At 49.4% G+C, this 21,067-nt stretch carries 18 protein-coding genes; 7 read left to right on the top strand and 11 right to left on the bottom strand.

Annotated features, from left to right (window positions below):
* Positions 1-235: 235 nt before the first annotated feature.
* Positions 236-2,626: an ATP-dependent RNA helicase gene (locus J4G07_01850; GenBank protein MCE2412725.1), complete on the top strand. Its 2,391-nt coding sequence runs from the start codon at positions 236-238 to the stop codon at positions 2,624-2,626.
* Here the strand turns inward: J4G07_01850 and J4G07_01845 are convergent.
* The 11 genes from J4G07_01845 to J4G07_01795 form a co-directional block, all read right to left on the bottom strand.
* Positions 2,623-3,618 carry a PD40 domain-containing protein gene (locus J4G07_01845; protein ID MCE2412724.1) on the bottom strand — a complete coding sequence of 332 codons (996 nt, stop codon included), beginning with the start codon at positions 3,616-3,618 and terminating at the stop codon, positions 2,623-2,625. The genes J4G07_01850 and J4G07_01845 overlap by 4 nt on opposite strands.
* Before the next feature lie 36 nt (positions 3,619-3,654).
* Entirely contained in the window at positions 3,655-4,287 is a 633-nt protein-coding gene (locus J4G07_01840; GenBank protein ID MCE2412723.1) for a hypothetical protein, read from the bottom strand.
* Between the two features lie 14 nt (positions 4,288-4,301).
* A complete protein-coding gene (locus tag J4G07_01835) occupies positions 4,302-5,207 on the bottom strand; it encodes a hypothetical protein (GenBank protein MCE2412722.1) in 906 nt (301 codons plus the stop codon).
* Positions 5,208-5,321: 114 nt separating this feature from the next.
* Positions 5,322-6,254 carry a hypothetical protein gene (locus tag J4G07_01830; protein ID MCE2412721.1) on the bottom strand — a complete coding sequence of 311 codons (933 nt, stop codon included), beginning with the start codon at positions 6,252-6,254 and terminating at the stop codon, positions 5,322-5,324.
* A gap of 116 nt (positions 6,255-6,370) precedes the next feature.
* Positions 6,371-6,928 carry a hypothetical protein gene (locus tag J4G07_01825; GenBank protein ID MCE2412720.1) on the bottom strand — a complete coding sequence of 186 codons (558 nt, stop codon included), beginning with the start codon at positions 6,926-6,928 and terminating at the stop codon, positions 6,371-6,373.
* Between the two features lie 71 nt (positions 6,929-6,999).
* Positions 7,000-7,626 (bottom strand): hypothetical protein, encoded by a 627-nt coding sequence (locus tag J4G07_01820; protein MCE2412719.1) that lies wholly within the window; start codon positions 7,624-7,626, stop codon positions 7,000-7,002.
* Between the two features lie 122 nt (positions 7,627-7,748).
* Positions 7,749-9,770, bottom strand: coding sequence for a TonB-dependent receptor (locus J4G07_01815; GenBank protein MCE2412718.1), 2,022 nt, complete (start codon positions 9,768-9,770; stop codon positions 7,749-7,751).
* Entirely contained in the window at positions 9,767-10,183 is a 417-nt protein-coding gene (locus tag J4G07_01810; GenBank protein MCE2412717.1) for a carboxypeptidase-like regulatory domain-containing protein, read from the bottom strand. The genes J4G07_01815 and J4G07_01810 overlap by 4 nt, the downstream gene beginning before the upstream one ends.
* 161 nt (positions 10,184-10,344) lie before the next feature.
* On the bottom strand, positions 10,345-11,358 hold the full coding sequence (locus tag J4G07_01805; protein ID MCE2412716.1) for an NHL repeat-containing protein: 1,014 nt from the start codon (positions 11,356-11,358) through the stop codon (positions 10,345-10,347).
* Between the two features lie 56 nt (positions 11,359-11,414).
* Positions 11,415-12,557, bottom strand: a complete 1,143-nt coding sequence (locus J4G07_01800; GenBank protein ID MCE2412715.1) for a DUF1501 domain-containing protein — start codon at positions 12,555-12,557, stop codon at positions 11,415-11,417.
* A gap of 125 nt (positions 12,558-12,682) precedes the next feature.
* Positions 12,683-14,068 carry a DUF1800 domain-containing protein gene (locus tag J4G07_01795; GenBank protein MCE2412714.1) on the bottom strand — a complete coding sequence of 462 codons (1,386 nt, stop codon included), beginning with the start codon at positions 14,066-14,068 and terminating at the stop codon, positions 12,683-12,685.
* Positions 14,069-14,472: 404 nt separating this feature from the next.
* Here J4G07_01795 and J4G07_01790 point away from each other — a divergent pair, with 404 nt between their 5' ends.
* The 6 genes from J4G07_01790 (at position 14,473) to J4G07_01765 (ending at position 20,946) form a co-directional block, all read left to right on the top strand.
* Positions 14,473-14,760: a hypothetical protein gene (locus J4G07_01790; protein ID MCE2412713.1), complete on the top strand. Its 288-nt coding sequence runs from the start codon at positions 14,473-14,475 to the stop codon at positions 14,758-14,760.
* A gap of 363 nt (positions 14,761-15,123) precedes the next feature.
* Positions 15,124-15,324 carry a hypothetical protein gene (locus tag J4G07_01785; protein ID MCE2412712.1) on the top strand — a complete coding sequence of 67 codons (201 nt, stop codon included), beginning with the start codon at positions 15,124-15,126 and terminating at the stop codon, positions 15,322-15,324.
* 167 nt (positions 15,325-15,491) lie between these two features.
* Positions 15,492-16,493 (top strand): hypothetical protein, encoded by a 1,002-nt coding sequence (locus J4G07_01780; GenBank protein MCE2412711.1) that lies wholly within the window; start codon positions 15,492-15,494, stop codon positions 16,491-16,493.
* Positions 16,494-16,769: 276 nt separating this feature from the next.
* Positions 16,770-17,669, top strand: a complete 900-nt coding sequence (locus tag J4G07_01775) for a hypothetical protein (protein ID MCE2412710.1) — start codon at positions 16,770-16,772, stop codon at positions 17,667-17,669.
* Complete coding sequence (locus J4G07_01770; GenBank protein ID MCE2412709.1) at positions 17,599-19,731, top strand: T9SS type A sorting domain-containing protein; 2,133 nt, start codon at positions 17,599-17,601, stop codon at positions 19,729-19,731. The genes J4G07_01775 and J4G07_01770 overlap by 71 nt, the downstream gene beginning before the upstream one ends.
* Before the next feature lie 141 nt (positions 19,732-19,872).
* Complete coding sequence (locus J4G07_01765) at positions 19,873-20,946, top strand: hypothetical protein (protein ID MCE2412708.1); 1,074 nt, start codon at positions 19,873-19,875, stop codon at positions 20,944-20,946.
* Positions 20,947-21,067 lie beyond the last annotated feature (121 nt).

The following is a 21,067-nucleotide window of genomic DNA, read 5'->3' as shown; positions in this document are numbered from 1 at the left end:
TTGTTGATTGATATGGAGTTATAATATCAGAAAGACCCAGAAAAGTCAAGAACGTTTGAGGCGCGTTCAGCTCCTCAATTCTTCTGTAGGAGGCAACTCCGATTCCCGACGCATTCTAACCAGTCCCCGCTGGCGCGGTTTCTAACCTCGCCTTCTGATCGTTCTCACTGCGAAGCAAACTGAAAACTGATAACCCTGCTTGATACTGAATCAACTATCCGCTATAATACCTCTCATGAACGAAGTCGCGCTTCCAATTACAGAATTAAAGGGGACGTTTCAGGAGACAATCGCAGCAGGTCCTGTGGTAATTGTAGCACCAACCGGTAGTGGAAAATCGACACAAATTCCCCCGTGGTGTGCTGAACTGTCCGATGCTCCAGTACTTGTTGTCGAACCGAGGCGTGTCGCGTGTCGTTCGCTCGCACGGTGGGTGGCAAAGCAGTGCGGCGAACCGTTAGGGCATTCTGTCGGTTATACTGTCCGCTTTGAAGATGTTGGTTCCGATGCTTTAACCCGTATCCGTTTCGTCACACCCGGTGTCGCTTTGCGGTATGCTGCAGGATCGGAATTGGATCAATATGGGACCATCGTCTTAGACGAATTCCACGAACGCGGTGTCGAAGCAGATCTCTTTCTCGCGATATGCCGAAAAAAGCGACGCGATGCAAGGCTCGTTATTATGTCTGCCACGATAGCCGCACAGCACCTCGCACGGTTTATTGGAGGACGGGTGCTGCGGGCGGAAGGACGCGTCTATCCCGTTAACGTGCGGTATCTTGGTGGAACAGTCGTTCCGACCTCCCGTGATTTAGTGGAACGCGTTGGAAAAGGTGTCCGTCGTGCCCTCAAAGAGACTACCGGAAATGTCTTGGTTTTCCTGCCCGGCAAAGGTGAAATCAATGAATGCCAGGATGCCCTTCGCAAGATGCAAAACATTGAGATTGTTCCACTTCACGGAGATCTGTCCCCCGATGCCCAAGACATAGCATTCGAGACACATTCCGAACGCCGCCGGGTCATTCTCGCAACCAACGTCGCTGAGACATCAATCACACTTCCGGGTATCACTGCGGTTGTAGATACTGGCTTGGTGCGCCAGCGTATCCATCAAAACCGACGTATTGTTTTAGCATTGCGTCCGATCTCCCAAGCGTCAGCCGAACAACGTCGCGGACGAGCAGGTCGCCTCGGTCCAGGAATCTGCTACAGACTCTGGGAGGAACAGGGGCAACTTGAGCAGGAAACGCTTCCAGAGGTGCGGCGAGAGGATTTGACGCAATTTGTGCTAACGGTCGCCTCGACTGGCTTTCGTCCACAGGATTTGACGTTTCTCGATGCGCCGCCTGACTTCGCAGTGGAACGTGCGCAAACTGCGTTGAAAAGTTGGGGCATCCTCTCTGGTGATGGCATGCTCACAACCGAAGGCGCGAAAATCTGTGCGTTACCTGTCAATCCACTGCATGCTCGGTTGCTCGTAAAAGCACCACCCTCTCTCCGACGCGATCTCATTGATTTGATAGCCACTTTGGAACGTCCTGCTCCGTTATGGCAGCGCATGACCCGTATGCCGATTGAACAACAGGACGCTGTTCGGAATGCCCGCCAGAAAGACCTATTTCGCGATGGGTGTGACGCAACGACGGCGATCCGAACTTTACGCTGCGGTGATGAAAAACGCCATCATCTCCACAGGACCGCCATTGCTGAGTGTCGCAGGATCGCGACGCAGCTCAGGGCGTTTTTTCAACTGCCACCCGTGATGAAAGAGAACGCATCGCCACAACCTGACCGAGCCGCGCTTACTGCTTATCTTTTACGTGAGTGGGACGCTTGTGCTTACGTGCGCAGACGAAAAGGGAAGGCATGGGGGAATGAGCAAGGGGAGGTTTTACTTGATTCCGACTCACTCCTTCCAGAAGGACAGCATGCCGCTTTAATCTTGGAAACCGTTGGTGTTGGCAAAGGCACACGCGTTCAATTGCTCGGACGCACTGCCGTGCCTTGCGCTTTTGCCGATCTCGTCGATGCGGGGATTGGCACTTCGCAACTTACCGCCCCCAGATTGGAGGGTGAGGACATTGTTGCAGAAGTGGTAACCGAATATGCAGGCAGGGAGATCGGACGCGAACGCCGCCCGCTACACGGTGCATTGTTAAGAGACGCATTGGCATCTCTCATTCTCTCTGGATCTCTGTTCCGTGGAGTTGGTGAGCAACTCACACGAGCGATCGATGCTTGGCAGCTGCAGTGTGCCCTCAATCCTGATACGCCTATCGCGGAAACCGCAGATGTGACACCGCACACATGGTTGGTCTCGCGACTCGCTCTGTTAGGGGTGGAGGTTGCAGAGGAATGCCAACTCCTTTCAATGGACGATCTGGTGTTCACTGAGATAGACCCTGACACCATCGCTGAAATGGAAGCACAGTATCCAAGAGAATTTTCTGTCAACGGTGCTAAATTCGATGTAGAATACAATCCTGCCCAAAAATTGGTCACGTTGCGATGGCAGCGCGGCATCCGGCAGCCAACATTAGCCGCAGTGCTGCTACCGCGTTGGAACAATTGGAAAGTCCAAGTTGACATTCGAGGACAACTGCGGACAGTCCGTCCCGCTTCCTAATCCACTTTAATTTTTCCCCACACTGAGGTGGATAACTGTGGTTGTGGTGTAACAGACAAAGCCAATGGGTCGAACCAATCCGGATCCGTATTGTGATCGCTGTCTGTCAGTTGTTGTGACACGCGACTACCTACGTTGATTTCAAAGAGTTGAAATTGCTTTCCAGCGAGTCGTTCATACACGAGTTTATTGCCGCGCGGTGCCCAAGATGCGTCAGAAGCTTGGGCATCATCAAAAACAACTTGCGCTAACCCACTGCCATCTCGGTTCACAGTATAGATGGTCTGAGCCGGACCCTTTATAAGTTTCGCGCCATCTTTTAAAACGCCACCCAGAATAAGCGCGAGCAAATCTATGCGGGTAAAAGCGATTTTACTTCCATCAGGTGACCAAGCCGGATCGAAGGCGGTTGCTTGTTCCATCGCCAGTACTATGTCTTCTGAACGGGTTTGCAAGTTGATAGTGCGAATCCCAATGTCATCCAATGAAACAAAGGCTATTTCGGAGCCATCTGGGGACCACGCTGGATGCCAGCCGTCTGCGATTCGTTCCTCCCCGGTGCCGTCAATTGCAGCGATGTAGATACCTGTTTTGTCATTTGCGTCAATACGATAGTAAGCAATCTGTTTTCCATCGGGGGACCAGGTGCCGTGTTGTCTACCTGTCAGTTTCCGAAATACCTGTTGGACGTTTGTTCCGTCCGGATTCATCAGAAAAAGGTCCGAGAGACCATCGCGATTTGAAGTAAAGAGAATCTTTTCTCCTGTCGGCGACCATGCAGGTTGCGAGTCGGCTGCAGGATGTCGCGTTAACTTGACCTGTCCTGTCCCGTCTGGGTTCATGATATAGATGTCTCTGTTGCTCTTCAACTTAACGTTCGGTTCGGAGGAATAGATGATTTTCGCCGTCTCAGGGGCTCTCGCGAAACCGGAAAGCAGACTGCCAAACATGAATAATAGCGTGAGAGTAGAAAAGATCGGTTTGTGTTTCATGAGATGTGCTTTCATGCCATGTTAGGTTCAGACAAACTATTCAATCCGCTCGAAGGAACAGCGGATGTTCCCGCGGTGAAGCCATCCGTCGGGTGCTAATACCATGCCGAGATCTAATGTTAAGTCCATCTGTCCCTCTTTCATCGAGATTCTCGGTATGTCTATCTTGAGTATTGTAGAGAGGGCTTCTCCATCACTTAGAAGTACCTGTTGAGGAGTGCCCTTTGCGAAATTGAACAGGAGATCCGGTATCTGGGTGCCGGAGATTGGATAGAAGTGGATTCTGCCACTCTTCGGTTTATCTTCCCTATGGGCTGACCTTGTTGTATATGTTCCGTGGGTCTTTGACATCATGTTTTCGATCTGGTAATTGTAAGCGGTATCGCCGCTTTTCCAGAATCGAAGTGTAAGTCCCTTAAGCCTGCGAGCGGTGCGTGCGGCTTTCACTTTCAGAATGTCCTCGCTCCCACCCCGTTCCTCAACGACGAGTTCAAGAAATCGCCACTTACCGAGCATATCATCCGACACAAAGTCTCGACTGCGTTTAACTGCCTCTTTTCGGCGGGCATCTTCATACACTTCCCGACGGATGTCGCGTTCGTTCTGGATCCGCTGGTGTTTCACGGAGGTGCAACCGGCGAACACCACAATCAGAATGTAGAATAACATTAAAATCTTGGTCTTTATTCGATCCGTTTGAAAGTGCATCGCAGCCCTCTGGTTCGCATCCAGCCTTGTGGTGTTAATTCTATATCTCCATAGAGGACTAAATAGAGCGTGTCCTCCGTCACCGTAATTCCTGCGATTGAGGCAATCGTATAGGTATTTTTTGCGGAGGCTCTCCGTCCGCCTTGTGCTCCCATCCTGCGTCTTCTCTCAACATCTTTTCGTTTTTTCTTCGCAACCATCTGTTTGATAGGTTCGGAACCGAATAGGAACTCAAGCATCTTCGGTCCCGTCCGCCGATTGAAACTGATGAATGGGAACGGGTCGTCGCCGTATCGCTTGGTAGTGATGGAACACTGTCCTGTGACATTCGTGCCGCGATTGCTACCTCTGTAATGGTACGAGCCACGGTCTTCGGAAAATTCGATCGTCAGGTTTTTGCGCGTAGATGCGATGAGTGCGGCTTTCGCGCCGAGCATCCGTTGATTGGATTCTTCATCCATTACCTCAATGGGTGGCAGACGGGGTGCGTTCGCTGCCGGAGACTGCGCGCCTGCCTCTATGTTCGGTGGGTTTTGTGCTTCCCTTTGTTCAGAGGCATTGTGTGTTGTCGTTTGTTCGTTTTTTATGCCTTTAGGAACCACCGTTGTAGAGGGAGTCGATGCATCGATCGTCTGCTGAGCCATCGGGCTGATCCGCTGCGCATTCACATTACCTTCTTCCACCTCTAAACCGACATACTGCCACTTCCCGACGAGAAGGTCTTTTACGACTTCTTTAACTCTTTCAGGATTGTGTTTTTCGCGTGCGGCGTCATACGCGGCGATCAGGCTTTCTCGTTCATACTGAGTTTCCGGGGATATCAGCGTTCCACAACCCGTGAACACCATCATCACAATACCCAGGGCTATTAACATTTTCATTGCTTGTTCTCCTTGCTTCAAAGTGCTACACGAATGTCGCCCCGCTGGGCTGAAGATAGATACTCCAAATCGCTCTTTCCAAACGCTGGCGAGGTTCCTAACCTCGCCTATACACTATTCAATCCGCTTAAAGGCGCACCGCAGTCCACCGGTTCGTATCCAACCTTTCGGTGTGAGTTCCATATCTCCTTCTAAGATTATATAGAGTTTGTCGTCTGTCACCTCGATTCCGAGTGCTGAAGCTGGAACGTAGGAGACCCCTTTGGGGGAGGCTTTTTCGCTACCCCTTCCACCCAACCGACGGACGTTTTCATGCTTGTCCCACCATAGGGGTTCGTTGGTATTTACATAATTTTTGCCTTCAGTCCGCTGCATGTTTTCGGCGTATGCTTGCTTGCCTCTGGCGGACCTAAGCCGTGTGGGTTCGGAAGTAAATAGGAACTCAAGCATCTTCGGACCTGTGCGCCGTCTAAACCGGATAAGCGGTAAAGGGACATCTCCAACTCGTGGTGCCATGACGTTACATTGCCCTGTGACCTTCCTGCCACGATTGCTACCGCGATAATAAAGGGATGTCCGTTCCTCATAAAATTCGAGCGTTAAATTTTTACGGTTCGCCGCCGCTAAAGCCATCTTCGCTGCAGCTATCTTTTGGTTGTCTTCACGTTCCTCGACTGTGATCGGCGATAATCGCACCTGATCGCCTTCAGTTATCCGTTCATCCGTATCAGTCTGCGGCGATTCATGTGCTGTTGGCGTTTGTGCGTTGGTATCGGAAGGCAGTGCTGTTTCGCTGTTTTCAGATATTGGGTTCGCTGTTTGTGCATTGACAGTCTCGTTTGGAATTTCTATGCCAATAAACTGCCATTTTCCGGTCAGCTGTGTCTTTATCTCACTTTTCATCTCTTCTGGGTCGAATCTCCTACGTGCATCTTCATGATCCTCGATTAACCCATCGCCTTCCTGCCGTGCTTCTTGGTATAGCGCGCTGGTACAACTCGTAAACACGACTAACGCGAGGATAGTGAGTGGTATTAGCATTTTCACGATCTTCCCTCCTCAATACACATAATTCGGGGTGTTTTTGCTCGGGCGTTTCCCCTCCCACAAAAAGTGGAGTTTGAGGTATTATGCCGCTCCCACAAGAGGAAACCCTTACAGTCTTATTTAGCCCGCTGGAAAATACAACGGATCCCGCCGCTCCGAGCCCAACCGTTGGGAGTTAATTCCATCTTTCCGTACATCGTCAGATACAATTTGTCATCTGTCACCGAAACACCGAGCCAATTATCTTCAGCAGCTCTCATGGAAACGTTATCTTGGTTCTTCAATCTGCTTGTGGACATATTCGTTAAAAAATCGTAGAGTGGCAAACCTGTATCCCGAAAAACCCGAAGATACGGAAACGATTCATCACCGTAACGCCGTGAGCTGATTTTGAAACTTCCCGTCACCTCTGTATCTCCATTTTTACCGCGATATCGACGGAACACATTTCGGTCCATAAAAAAATCGAGTGTGAGATTTTGGCGAGTCATCACATGGCGTTTATACTTTAATGCCGCTATCTCTTCGCTGACATCGCCTTCAGCAACCTCTATATCCAGAAATTGCCATGTCCCCATCAGTTTATCGGTTAAGGCAGTTTCCAATTGCCGCGGGTCATGTTTTCTCACGGCATCTTCATGGGCGGCGCGTAGCCTATTGCGTTCATTCTGCATCTCTTGGTACTGCACACTGGTACACCCTGCAAAAACCAATATTACGAAACTACAAGTGGTTAATATTCTCATTACTTGACCCTCTCAAAATAACATCGCACGCCACCGCTTTGCACCCAGCCGTTAGGGCTTAATTGCATCTCGCCGTGCATTGTGAGATATAACCTGTCCTCCGCGACTGAAATACTAATCTCTCTCGCTGTGTCAAGCCCTCGAGCACTTGATAAACCGAGAGGCTTCCCATCGGAACTTGCGGCAAAGAGGAGTTGTGAAATCTCCGGACCCGTGCGTCTGATGAAGCGAATAAAAGGGAACGGTTCGTCCCCGTACCGAACAGTGATCACGGTCAATTGACCCGACACATCCGTTTCACCGTTTTTGCCACGGTAATTATACATACCTTTCTCTTCAAAGAATTCAAGTGTGAGATTCTTCAGATCAAGAGCATAAAGGGCGGCTTTGGTTTCGGCGACTTCTTGACTGACATTGCTTTCCTCAATTTCAAGGTTCAGGAACTTCCACTTCCCGAGGAGTATATCGGTTACGTTGGTTTTGACTTTGAATTCGTTGTGCTCCTCGCGGAGGTCAGCGTAATTCTTGAGCAGCTGATCGCGTTCTGCCTGCATCTTTTGGTACTCGGCACTCGTACAGCCAACGAGCGTTAGAATACAGATACCAAAAATAATCCAGATTTTCATGGGTGTTTCTCCTTATTATCGACATGCACACGGGTGCCCTCCCGTTACAGCGGTATTATACCAGAGCAACCTGTAAATGGCAAATCCCTGATCCAAATTGCGCATTGCTTCACCCGTTGCTGTCAAAATTCAAGCGTCAATCCAAAATAAACTATCCGAGGCAGTTGCGGGGCATCAAAGACTTCACGTTCAATGCCGATCTCCTGACCTTGGACGTCAAGCGTTGCCTCTTCAAAAATGAACTGTATCGTATTCTTGCGATTGTATACATTCAGAATATCAAGAAATCCACCGACACGCAATCCCCAGAGTCTCCATTTATAACTCACCCGAAGGTCTAACTTATGATACGGTGCAAGTTCGGTACTTAATTGTTCGTCCGCACTCGCCAAAAGCGGGTTCAATCCACGTGTTACGGGGTCTTGGATAAGAACGATGGAGCTGATAGGTGCTTCGGAGGTGCCGCTGAGATATTGCCATTTCGCGCCGACCTCAAAATTAGGGCTGAAGTTATAGTTGGCAACCACACTAACAATGTGCGTGTTATCGAAGAGGTAAGGTTGATAAGTAGCGGTTGGATTCTCGCGTCTCTCAGCGTGTGTATAGGCGTAGGAAATCCAACCGAAAAACTTATCTGGAATCCGATGCCGTAAGAATACCTCCGCACCCGCGACAGACGCTGTCCCTTGATTGAGATAGTTCGAGACTTCATCGGGTGTTACCAACTTCTGGGCATCCTTGTAATAGGTGGCAAGTTTCAATTCAGTTCGCGATGAGAGTTCATGTTCTAATTCCATGATATAGTGTCGTGTGAGGCTTGATGCCAAGGCACTATTGCCATCTTCCGCCAACAGTTGAGAGGGTTGTGGACTCTGTTCATAATGTCCATACGCGAAGCGGAGATTTGAACCGTTCGGCAGTATGAAACTCATACTTCCTCGTGGTTGAATGGAAACCTGCTCTGTCACATTCAGATAGTCAACTCGAACACCGAGTGCCACCGACAGAAACGAGAGTGGGTCATAGCGTCCTTGGAAGTACCCTTCGGCACGGTAAAAATCGTGTCCAAATTCGTCGTGTATCTCCTCAACAGTGCGCTCCGTAATCTCATGAGTCCCGTCACTCCGTCTGGCCACTGTGACTGAATCTTCATTCTCCTGTGCATATTCAAGGATTTCCGGAAGTTCCGCCGGATCTTCCACCTCACGTGTTTCGTACTCAGGAAATCTGCCATCCTCAGAACTGTTGGCAGGACTAAAAGAGAGGAGGAAACCCGGTTCAAATTGAAACTTCGGTGTGAACTGGTAGGATATATCTTCACGGAGCATATAGACCGGCACGTTAATCTTTACATCGTAGTGGCCATAGTCAGCGGAATGAACCCATTTCCCGTCGGGGTTCCGAGAAAACCGCTCCCTGACCGGAGCTTCAAGCGCGATCGTGAGAAAATTGAAGGAACGGGTCAGCGATAAATGCGAGGTGAGATTTTCGGTAAAGTCCGAACGGAGGTGGACACCTTGCCCATCGAAACCGTTTTTGAAAAGCACAGAGGCGCGTGCCCTTTCAATGTCCTCAGGCACTGTTTCGCCTTCAATTTCAAATTCTTCAAATTCGCTGTCTTCCTCCTCGATCTTAAAATGGTCAGTTGCGGCGAAGGCATTCACCGTGAGGTGATGTTTTTCACCAAGCGTCCGGGCAAATTTGAGTTGATAATCTGAGAAATAGGGCAATTGTTGCGTCGTTTCTGATTGCTGCGCAATGATCGGTCCAGCGATGAGGTCTAAGTAACTACGCCTCCCGGAGGCGGAGATATATCCCTTGTCACCGATTCTGGCTTCAAGGAGTCCTTCGGAATAGAGGATATTCAAGTTAAATTTTCCATCTAACCGCTCCGCAATGCTGTCACGTGCATGGATGTCAAGCACGGCTTGCGAGTCCAGTCCGAACTCGGCTCCGTATCCACCCGCATAGATGTCAATTGTCTCAATCGTTTCAGAGCTGATCGTTGAAAGTAAACCGCCCCAATGGAAAGGGTAGCCGAGAGGCGTTCGATCGAGATAATACAGGTTTGAGCCGGGTTCACTCCCACGGATGTAGAGTGCCCCAAAGTAATCGTTTGGGATACCGATGCTGGGGAGCGTCATGAGCCCTTTAAGGGTGTCATTGAAGGTGCCGGGAATCCGTAGGAGTTCACTGCCACGGATTTCCGTTTCCCTTCTACCACAACTGTTTCGAGTGTAAAGGCTGCACCGAGGTGTATTTTGACTTCAGTGGTATCGCCGCTACTGATGTCCATCGACACTTTTGTGGGTGCCGTTTCTGTGGGATGCTTCACGACGAAAGTATATGTGCCTTCGGGGAGTTCTGTGAACTGGAAGACCCCATTTGCATCGGTTTTTTGGTGTTGGTCGGTTTCGAGGATATGGACATCAGCGTCTACGAGGGACTTTCCTGTACTTCGCTGATAGACGGTTCCTTGAATATCGCCGGTTTGGGCTAAAACAGAGAGTGGCATGGTGACAAACGCAAGTAGAACTATGATGAGTTGTGACTTCATTCAGTCGTTTTGACCTCCGATTCGGGCATTAGCATAACAATTCAACGTTCAATTGGGTTCTTGGGTTTACCTGAGATCACTTTCCCGCCAGTACGCAAAAAAGCCAAGCACATGGACCTCCACATGCTTGACTTCTCTGTGTTTTAGTATTTGTCCAAATGTTATTCCTGATGCAGCGTAACCGACCGACGCGGTGGGCTAAATTCCTGCTCTGACAACGGCACTGCCATATTCCGATAAACCTGAACCCGATAGGATCCAAAGTCCGGCACAAACATCAATCCATCATCGCTGACGGCGACAGATTTCGGTGAACGCAGGTATTTCTGCGGTTCCAGGTCCGCCATATCGCGCATCCGATTTGGACTGGCGTTCGTCATCATGTAAGCCTGGGACACCTTTGACAAAGTAGCATCACCGAGGAATTTCTGAACATACCGCCCTTCGGCGTTGAAGAGTTGAATGCGGTCATTCCCTCGGTCGGCGACATAGATATCGCCGTATAGGTCAACGTCAATACCGGCAGGACGGTTGAGTTCACCGTTGCCACTGCCGGATTTCCCGAATGTGAAGAGGAATTCTCCCTCAGCGTTGAACTTCTGTATCCTGTCGTTTCGCCAATCAGAAACGTAGACATCGCCGAGTTCGTCTACAGCGACGCCCCACGGCATGTTGAATTCACCTTCACCCTCGCCATAACTCCCCCATCCTAAAAGGAACTTACCGTCTTTCGTGAACTTCTGCACCCGATGACTCAAACTGTCAGCGACGTAGAGATTCCCCTCTGGATCGAAGTCCATACCCGTGGGACCGTTGAGTTGCCCCGACTCCGTGCCGTGTTCACCCCATGTGCCAATGTGTTCACCTTCGCTGTTAAAGGCGACAATCCGATGCAGGTATTCATCGGATACATAGAGGTTTTCTTCGCTGTCTGGAGTAATCGTCACGGGCCACGTGAATTGACCATCACCGTGTCCGTAACCGCCCATCGTGCCGAGGTCTTCATCCTCAACGGTATATTTCCGAATCATCGCAGTGCCGTCGCTACGGCACATGATATACAAACGTCCCTCTTTTCCGATTGCGATATCGACCGGAAAGTTGGTCGTCCGCCGCATGCTCAGGGTCTTGTGAAATGGATACCCGGCACGCAGCAAACCGTAAGGTCTACCCATGATTGCCTCCTACCGTTATTCGTGCGTCATTAGAATAGCAAGTTTCAGTTTGCAAGCTACACTGAAAACGGATGAATCTGTTCAAAATTCCCGCCAACGATATGGGTCGGGTCTACACCCATCCACTGCTCTAAAAGCGTTCCGTATATCCCGCGGAAGTCGATGGTATGCTCAAGATCTTCGCCGTGTACCCAACGGGACGGATCGAGAGACGGGTATTCCGAGTAAAGACCGCCTTTCACATGATCACCGATGATAAATGCCCCGCCACCAGTGCCATGATCCGTACCACTGGCGTTGTCTCGGATACGTCTGCCGAATTCCGTGAAAACGTACATGACGATCTCTTCGGAGGCGTTCTGGGACCGTAGATCCGTGAAGAACGCTTGAATGGCTTCCGTGAGGTCGGTCAGGAGCCGTGGGTGCGCCGGAACCTCGTTGGCATGGTTGTCATAACCGCCGTGCTGCGTGTAAAAAACACGTGTGCCGAGATCAGCGAGATGGACCCGTGCGACATCTCGTAAGCTTTTTGCGATTGCGCTTTGGGGGTACTCCACTTCGGATTTATACGTCGCCGGTGCCTTCTTGAGTTCATCGGCACCTTTAATCACATCTAACCCGGTTTGGCTGAGGTAGTCCATCACGATACCGGTGCCAACCGCGCTACTGTACATCCCTTTGAATATCTCAAGTGCTTTCGTCCGTTGTGTTTCATCGCCAATGCTGGTCATCAACCCATAGTTATCCAAATCGCCAACGGAGGTGACCGGAATGCCGGAAAGCGCACAGGCGCGCGGAAGTCCTTGTCCGAAACTGACACCCGTTAAGACGTTGTGGCTCTGTGGATCGAGTTCTCGGACGAGTCTGCCGACCCAACCTTCATCACCGATTTTCAGAGGCTCACAGGTATGCCAGATATCCATCGCTCGGAAATGTGAGCGGTTTGAATCGGGATAGCCGATTCCCTGCACAACAGCGACATCACCGGCATCAAACATTTTTTTCAGAGGGTCAGCCTGTGGATGCCAGCCCAACTTGTCATCTACCTCTGAGGGTAGCACATCTTCCGGTTTAATACCGACAACCGGACGGGAATCGTGATAAATCCCGGCTGTGTAGGGAATGAGTGTATTCATGAAGTCGTTGCCACCACTGAGTTGTACAACGACAAGGACGGGATCTTTCTTGATAGTACTCATGTCGATGTCTCCTTTTATTCGCTTTCAGCAGTTAGCTGTCAGCAATCAGTAAAGAGGTTTTCGTTTAAAAACTGCCTCTTGTTACTCACCGCTGACGGCTGAAAGCCGAAGGCTGTACAAAAAGGTTAGCCAAGTTGATACTCTCTTGAAGCCACGATTAACTGGAGCATACTGACGACCCGTGCTTGATTCTCCTCCGCAGCGTCATCATCTGCAAGGTTGAGTTCACCGTTCGCTTCCGCAAATTCGGTCAGATACTCACGGGTGGTGTCCCCTATTGTCAGGGGTCCAGCGAGTTCAAGGCATTCGTCCACAAATGCCTCCGGTGAGAGCGAATCTCCGTTATTTTTCAAGCGTGTGATGATGTCCTGAATTCCGGGTTTCGATGCGTCGCTGACTTCACGAACGGCGAAATTGACGCGAGCGGTAAGCAGACCCCCATCGATCCACTCTTTACCGGTGTGCCACCCTTCTACAGTCGGTGGATCCATGAGTTTCTGTCCCATCAATTGCGTGGCACTGGCATATTGTCCTATTCCGGGTTGAGGACCTTGGAAGGCACCTACCAGTTTCACGATCCCCGTGACGAGTTCCGTCGGGCTTTTCACCTTCTTGAATTGGGCTTCTTTGAAGAAGTCAGAATTGAAAAGGACCCCGAGGACGTGGGAAATATTCCCATCAGATGCCATAAATGCGTCTGAGAGTGTCTCGATCGCGTCCGGATCTTGTGGGGGTGTCACGTTCCACGACGGAACTTGTGGTTCATCTGCGACAAAGAAGTTATAGAGATGTCTGGAGATAAATTTGGCACAAGCGGGTTGTTCGACGATGATGTCGATGATGTCTTCGCCGTTAAGGTTTCCAGTATGTCCCAAGAAGGTTTTCTCGCAGTCGTCGTGTTCCTCTTCATCGAACAAAAAGGGTGGCGAGTAGTAACCGTGCGGGTACAACGGAATCGGCTGTCCGAATGTCCAACCTGTGAAAGCGAGAGCGCAGCTCTTTATATCATCTTCACTGTAGTTACCCACCCCTAATGAGAAAAGTTCGAGGAGTTCTCTCCCGTAGTTTTCGTTGGGTTCGCCTTTACGGTTGTCGTTATTATCGAGCCAGAAGATCATCGCCGGATCTTTGGAAAGTTCAATTAGAATGTCTCGCATCTGTCCCATACCGACGCGCCGAAGCATATCAATCTGGTTCGAGGATGCGAGGATATGCTGATTCTTGCCTAACCCCGTTGCAAAGACATGGTGCCAGAAGAGTGCCATCTTCTCTTGAAGTGGACACCTGCTGTTCAGCATCCGATAGATCCAAATACCAACATAAGCACCTTCACCGCCGAAGTAGCGTTCTAAAATATCTTCATCAATGGGGGTCCCGCGTTCAGGATGGACGAGATCGTCAACGACATTCTCGTAGCCTTTTTCAACGTAGGCTTCCAACTCGGTGCGGGTTGTTCCGAACCCTGCGCGGCGCATGAGGTGCGCCATTAACGCAACATCGTTCGTTGACATGTTCACCTCCGATACGTTCTGCGTGAGGAGGTCCCTCACGTGAGTAACTTTCGATGGAATACCGTTCTGATGTTCGGTTCTGTGCAAGCCTATAGAGGCTTGCAGGATAATGGATTGGAGAAGCCGCTATAAGATTACCTATATCTTAAAATTAAGTAAAAAAAATGTCAAGTTTTTTGTTTCCCTTACCGCACGGATTTGGCTCTTCTGTAGGAGGGATATCCGAATCCCGACTCCTGACCGCGGACCACTACCCTCATTGAATTAAAAATCACATTTTTTACATTTCTTTCAGATTATGCACAATTCCCATTCTAAAATTGTGTCTTTAATAATAAAAGGGACTTTCTTTCTACGCGTTCTTAGGTTGAACACACGTTTTTTAGACGAAAAAGGAGAAAAAAATGACACACCGATACATCCTGACATACCTCTTTTTACTCACATTAATTCCGTTGAGTGCCAAAGCATTCCCACCCGCTTCACCCGCCGGTGGAAACTATTTAGTCCTCGATGGCGTGGACGACTACGCCGTTTTAGACTTTAAAACCTCCGGTGTTCTCTTGCCGAAAGGCACAGAAGAGTTCACCGTTGAAGCGTGGGTCTATCCGACCACACCACCTGATGGGAATGTATATGCCATGATTCTCAGCCAACAGGTGGAGATGCACCTCGCGAGCGATAATGGGTAACGGGAGCACATAAAGGCACATATCGATTGGCAGGAGGGTGATTTAATCCTATCCATTCGAGGGCATATTATGGTTAAAGGAGGTCCCGCTGAGATAGGGCGCATAATGGCACTTTCCCCGAACCAGTGGCATCACATCGCATATCAGTCAGATGGAAGAGTGCAAGCAAATATCGTTAACGATTTCGCAGAAATACGGAACTGACCGAGAGGATGGCCGCTCGCCCACGATCTCTCACACTTCCAGTACCCAAAGGATTTTACGCTTGGAGGGTTTGGAAAGAAAATTGAGATTCACGACAACTTCTTCCGGGGACCCTTTATCTCGACGGTTGCTCGTTATGATGTCAGTAAAGACGGATTTATGCCGCATAATAAATTCAAAAAAGACCGTGAGACACTCGCGTTGTGGCATTTTGATGAACCCGGTGGAAGACGAATATTCTCAGATGCATCCGGTAATGACCATCATCTGGTAGGTGAAGGTGGAGCAAGGACCGGCATCCCACTCGCAGTCGAAGCAAAAGGCAAACTCACAACAACATGGGGACGACTCAAGCAATAAAATCTCTTGTAGGAGGGATCTCCGAACCTCGACGGTTGACCACTGTATTCACAAAATATGGAGGCATTTCCAATGTCAAGAATGTTCAATTCTAAAAAAGCCATCGTTATTAGCGTTGTTTTTCTCATTTTTTCGCTGATGCAAATAGAATCCTTTGCGGGTCAGGATTGGGAAGTGATAACGCAACTCCCACGAAGAGATGGGAATTCGCTACCTCAGTCGTAGATGATAAGATTTACCTTATCGGTGGCAGTCTTTTTCAAAACAATGCGGGGCCGTTTGGACTTTCAACTGTTGAGATGTATGACCCGCAAACCAACACGTGGCAACGAGTCGCAGATATGTCAACGCCACGCACAAATGCAAAAGCAGCTGTCGTCAATGGCACGATCTATGTCTTTGGGGGGTATCATTCAAAAGACAAATTCCTTCAGAATTGGAAAATGGCGGATCACGTAGAGGCATACGATCCACTCACAGATACATGGACCCAGAAAAAGGAGATGCCGATTTCTCGCTTCTACTTCGGTCTGGGTGTCGTTGCTGGAAAAGTCTATCTCATTGGGGGGACAGCAGGCTTAGGTGAGGGAAAGGAACAACGGATGGACCGCGTTGATATCTATGATCCTGCCACGGATACGTGGACGAAGGGTCCCAAAATGCCGACCCGGCGCGATCCTGGGGGTGTGGAGGTTGTCAACAATCGTATTTATGTCATTGGTGGAGAAGGATGGCCACTCCCCCAAAAGTGGGGTGTGGATCCGTTTCTGGGGAGCATTGAGGAATATGACCCAATAAACCGTCAATGGCAGAAAAAGAAGGAGCTGTTGGAACTCAAAAATTGGTTCTCGAGTACTGTTGTTGGGTATGAGATCTATCTGATTGGGGGTTACACACTCGAAGGAGGCTTGCAGCAAGTAGCAACTGTGAATGTGTATCATCCGAGGACGGAAACGTGGCGGGAGATTTCAGCATTGCCAAACCCTCTTGATACTTTTGATGCAGCAACGGTCAACGGAAAGATTTATGTCTTCGGGAGTCTTGATGCAGATGTGCGATTTTCTACAGATGTTCTCGTCTTTGATACTGGCTTTCGTGCAGTAACGGCAAAGGGTAAACTGTTCACGCCTTGGAGTGAACTCAAAGCAGAACATCAAAACCAACCTTAAATACACTGACTGCTAACTGATGACTGCTGATAATTAACTGGCAATCACTGTTTCTGTAGGAGGGAATTCCAATCTTGGGGAAACACTTTCTTCGCATTGGATTTTAGCGTTTGCAAAAACACTCTTAACTGAGAACCGAAAACTGATAACCAATTTTTACATTTTTCTCAAATTATGCACACTTTCCGCCCCGAAATTGTGTCTTTAATAGTAGAAGACGTTCTCTTCTTGAACGCTCTAAGTCAAACGCATGTTTTACACGAAAAAGGAGAAAAAATGACACACCGATATATCCTGACATGCCTCTTTTTATTCACATTAATTCCGCTGAGTGCCAAAGCATTCCCACCCGCTTCACCCGCAGGTGGAAACTATTTAGTCCTTGATGGTGTGGACGACTATGCGGTTTTAGACTTTAAAACCTTCGGTGTTCTCTTACCGAAAGGCACAGAAGAGTTCACCGTTGAAGCGTGGGTCTATCCGACCACACCGCCTGACGGAAATATATATGCAACGATTCTCAGCCAACAGGTGGAAATGCAGGTCGCGAGCGATAATGGGCAACGGGATCACATAACGAAACATATCGATTGGCAGAAGGGTGATTTAATCCTACTAATTCAAGGGCACATTCTGGTTGGAGGAAAGCGCGCTACGACAGGGTCCCGCCCAGTAGCACTTTCCCCAAACCAGTGGCATCACATCGCATATCAGTCAGATGGGAAAGAGGAAGCAATCATCGTTAACGATTTCGCAAAGATAAGGAACGTGCCGAGAGGAACACCGCTCGCACACGATCTCTCACACTTCCAGTACCCAAAGGATTTTACGCTTGGAGGGTTTGGAGAGAAAATTGAGATTCACGACGACTTCTTCCGGGGACTATCTCGACGGTTGCTCGTTATGATGTCAGTAAAGACGGATTTATGCCGCATAATAAATTCAAAAAAGACCGTGAGACAATCGCGTTGTGGCATTTTGATGAACCCGGTGGAAGACAGATATTCTCAGATGCATCGGGTCGTGCGCATCATCTGGTTGGCGAAGGTGGCGCGAGGACCGGCATCCCACTCGCAGTCGAAGCAAAAGGCAAACTCACAACAACATGGGGACGACTCAAGCAATGAAATCTCTAAAAAAACTAAGGAAAGGAGACGGCGTTCCTTCCCTGAATAAATTCGGGTATTTCCACGCCGAAGATTTGATGAAAAGCACAATTGTTAATCGAAAAAACCTGGCAGTGATTTTAGGTGTTGTGTTGATAGGCATCGGCGCGCAGGGTATTAGTTATGGTCAAACTGCGGACGAGTACCCGCCAGCAGCAACTATCGAACTACTCAAGGACGGAATTAAAATAGGCTTTGAGACACACGGAAGATTTTCCGTTTTTAACGTAACGCACCGCAGTACTGTTTCTACCAATTCGGTTCGTAACTCCAAGTGGCAGCGGCGGGAGGATGCAGCGAGTCTTTGGGTTGATGTTCCTGATTCAGAAAGAGCTACCGGATTATACGGCTATGCAGTAACGCTTCCCGGGGAATACAGATGGGTTGGCGAGGTTAGCCACAATAGTGTATGGGGCAAATACGCCAGTGGGAATATTCTTCAGCTCACACCAGACGGAACAGTGACGAGTCGTCGCGCAGAAGTAGAGGGTGTCCCGAGCGATCCACACAAATTGGCACTTGAGGGGCATAGGGATGATGTCCTTGCCGTAGCGTTCTCTCCCGATGGTCGTATCTTAGCAAGTGGGAGTCGAGACAGGACGATTCGGTTATGGGATACTGACACCGGTGAACACAAAATGACGCTTGAAGGACATACGAATGGTGTCACTTGCTTAGCGTTCTCTCCCGATGGTCGCACGTTAGCAAGTGGGAGTTGGGACCGGACGATTCGGTTATGGGATGCTGAAACCGGGCAACCCCTGCAGACACTTGAGGAACATACGGACGGTGTCCGTTCCGTAGTGTTTTCTCCCGATGGTCGCACATTAGCCAGTGGCGGTTATGACAATCGGCTTCGGTTGTGGGATACTGAAACAGAACAACATAAGCCGGCACTTGAAGGGCATACGGATTATATCCGTTCCGTGGTGTACTCTCCCGATGGTCGCACGCTGGCGAGTGGGAGTTATGATAGGACACTTCGGGTGTGGGACGCTGAAACCGGAGAACTTCTGCGGACACTTGAGGGGCATACGAATGGGGTCCTTTCCGTAGCGTTCTCTCCTGACGGTGGCACGTTAGCGAGTGGGAGTTATGACAGGACGCTTCGGGTGTGGGACGCTGAAACCGGAGAACTTCTGCGGACACTTGAGGGACCTATGGATGATGTCAATTCCGTAGCATTCTCTCCCGATGGTCGCACGTTAGTGAGTGGGAGTTATGTCGATACGATTCTGTTTTATGGCGATACGCTTCGGTTATGGGATGCAAAAACCGGGCAATACCTGCAGACGCTTAGAGGGCACAGATATGCTGTCGCTTCCGTGGCCTTCTCCCCGGATGGTAGCATGCTGGCGAGTGGAAGTTATGACAAGACAATTCAGGTGTGGGAACTGACACTCGCCACGCCCACTGTTGAACCCTCTCAACCCGCTACGCCCACCGTTGAACCAGCCCAACTCGCAGGTGATCTCAACACCGACGGTGTTGTTAATATCCAAGATCTCGTCCTCGTTGCATCTCAATTCGGGCAAGCTGGACAGAATGCGGCAGACATCAATGAAGATGGTGTGGTCAATATTCAAGACCTCGTTTTGGTGGCACGGGCGTTCGATACGACTGCGTCGGCACCCTCCGCACATCCACAAGTCGTTGAGACACTCACCGCAGGAGAGGTCCAAGGATGGTTGCGCGGTGCCAAGCAGCTTGAAGGTAAAGATGCAACGATGGCGAGAGGAATCGAGATGCTGAAAGATCTATTGGCACTTCTGACGCCAGCAGAAACCGCGCTGTTGCACAACTACCCAAACCCGTTCAACCCAGAGACATGGATCCCCTACCAGTTAAGAACACCAGCAGAGGTTCGCATCACCATTTACAACCCGCGTGGCGTTCTGGTGCGTGAACTGTCGCTTGGGTATCAGGTAGCGGGTCAGTATACTTCGCGCGCTCGTGCAGCGTATTGGGATGGCAGGAATACAGTCGGCGAACCCGTCGCAAGTGGTTTGTATTTTTACACATTTACCGCCGGAGATTTCTCAGCGACACGCCGGATGGTGGTTTTGAAATAGCACCGAAAACGGATAACTAATTTTTACATTTTTTTCAGATTATGCACAGTTTCCATCCTAAAAATGTGTCTTTAATAATAGAAGGCGTTCCCTCTCTGAACGCTCTAAGTCAAACTCACATTATAGACACGTAAGGAGAACATGATGCTCGCAAAATGCAGGTATTTACAATGGGTTTTTATCCTCTTACTTGTTATCGTCTCTACCAGTTTTGCTGAGAATTGGGAGCAGATAACTGAACTGCCAATATTGAGAATTGGACATGTTCCCGCTGCTGCGGGTGGTAAAATTTATGTTATCGGCGGGTTCGACCACCATGAAAATTTAGGCGGACGCGCGCCTGCGCTTTCAACGGTGGATGTCTACGACACACAGACAAACACATGGCACATAGCCGCAAATATGCCAACCCCGCGGGTTGCGCCGCAAATTGCAGTATTTTCCAACGAAATCTATGTGTTTGGGGGCTATGACCGAAAGGTACCCGGGGGTGCACTCAGATACAAAAAAACCGTCGAGATGTATGACACTGCAACCGATACATGGAACAAGAAGGGGGATATGCCGACGCTCCGTCATGCGTTTATGACCGCCGTCGTTGATGGAAAGATATACGTCATTGGTGGGAGTGTTCACGATAAAAAACTTGGTCGTGATGTGGCAATAGGTCTCGTTGAGGTCTACGATCCGTTAACCAATAGATGGGAGAAGGGCGCAGACATGCCGACGGAACGAGGGGCAACCGATGCTGTCGTTATAGACGGTAAAATTTATGTTATCGGCGGTTATAATTGGCAGTGGGGTCCTCTTGTTGACAAGTTTGTTACATCTATTGAAGCATACAACCCGAAAACCGACCAATGGCGTGAACTCCCTGACATGCCAATACGCAAATTTTGGTTTGTGTCCATTGCCATTGATAACGAGATTTATACAATAGGGGGTGCTAATACATGGGGCGGAAATAAAATTACACGCATCAGCGATGTGGATGTTTATAATCCAATGACCCACAAATGGCGCAAAGTCGAGCCAATGACGATTCTAAAAGCGACAAGGTCAGTCGTTGTGAAGGGGACAATCTATGCCTTGGGAGGACAGGTAGATCGCGGACAATTTTCGCCAATCGTCGAGGCGTTTGACACCGGTTTTCTATCAGTTGACCCAAAAGACAAACGCCTGACACGCTGGGGTGAACTGAAAAAATCCCAGTAAACCACATGGTTAGGTCTCGTCCGTATCCAACCTATGAAAAAAATAGAAATATGATATACTGTTTTATGTCAGAGAAAATATTATGCGGTAAATCATTTGCTTTGCTTTTCTCGTCTACCTA

It is taken from the genome of Candidatus Poribacteria bacterium (assembly GCA_021295715.1).
Classification (GTDB): Bacteria; Poribacteria; WGA-4E; order WGA-4E; family WGA-3G; genus WGA-3G.
Note: the sequence above shows the minus strand (reverse complement) of the source record. Positions and strands in the feature narration are given on the sequence as shown.

Coding starts and splice junctions, on each gene's coding strand:
- J4G07_01770 (MCE2412709.1), top strand. CDS start 17,599: ATGGGGACGACTCAAGCAATGAAATCTCTAAAAAAACTAAGGAAAGGA.
- J4G07_01805 (MCE2412716.1), bottom strand. CDS start 11,358: ATGGGTAGACCTTACGGTTTGCTGCGTGCCGGGTATCCATTTCACAAG.
- J4G07_01775 (MCE2412710.1), top strand. CDS start 16,770: ATGACACACCGATATATCCTGACATGCCTCTTTTTATTCACATTAATT.
- J4G07_01790 (MCE2412713.1), top strand. CDS start 14,473: ATGACACACCGATACATCCTGACATACCTCTTTTTACTCACATTAATT.
- J4G07_01825 (MCE2412720.1), bottom strand. CDS start 6,928: ATGCAGAATGAACGCAATAGGCTACGCGCCGCCCATGAAGATGCCGTG.
- J4G07_01800 (MCE2412715.1), bottom strand. CDS start 12,557: ATGAGTACTATCAAGAAAGATCCCGTCCTTGTCGTTGTACAACTCAGT.
- J4G07_01815 (MCE2412718.1), bottom strand. CDS start 9,770: ATGACGCTCCCCAGCATCGGTATCCCAAACGATTACTTTGGGGCACTC.
- J4G07_01810 (MCE2412717.1), bottom strand. CDS start 10,183: ATGAAGTCACAACTCATCATAGTTCTACTTGCGTTTGTCACCATGCCA.
- J4G07_01795 (MCE2412714.1), bottom strand. CDS start 14,068: ATGTCAACGAACGATGTTGCGTTAATGGCGCACCTCATGCGCCGCGCA.
- J4G07_01845 (MCE2412724.1), bottom strand. CDS start 3,618: ATGAAACACAAACCGATCTTTTCTACTCTCACGCTATTATTCATGTTT.
- J4G07_01835 (MCE2412722.1), bottom strand. CDS start 5,207: ATGAAAATGTTAATAGCCCTGGGTATTGTGATGATGGTGTTCACGGGT.
- J4G07_01850 (MCE2412725.1), top strand. CDS start 236: ATGAACGAAGTCGCGCTTCCAATTACAGAATTAAAGGGGACGTTTCAG.
- J4G07_01820 (MCE2412719.1), bottom strand. CDS start 7,626: ATGAAAATCTGGATTATTTTTGGTATCTGTATTCTAACGCTCGTTGGC.
- J4G07_01765 (MCE2412708.1), top strand. CDS start 19,873: ATGATGCTCGCAAAATGCAGGTATTTACAATGGGTTTTTATCCTCTTA.
- J4G07_01840 (MCE2412723.1), bottom strand. CDS start 4,287: ATGTTATTCTACATTCTGATTGTGGTGTTCGCCGGTTGCACCTCCGTG.
- J4G07_01785 (MCE2412712.1), top strand. CDS start 15,124: ATGCCGCATAATAAATTCAAAAAAGACCGTGAGACACTCGCGTTGTGG.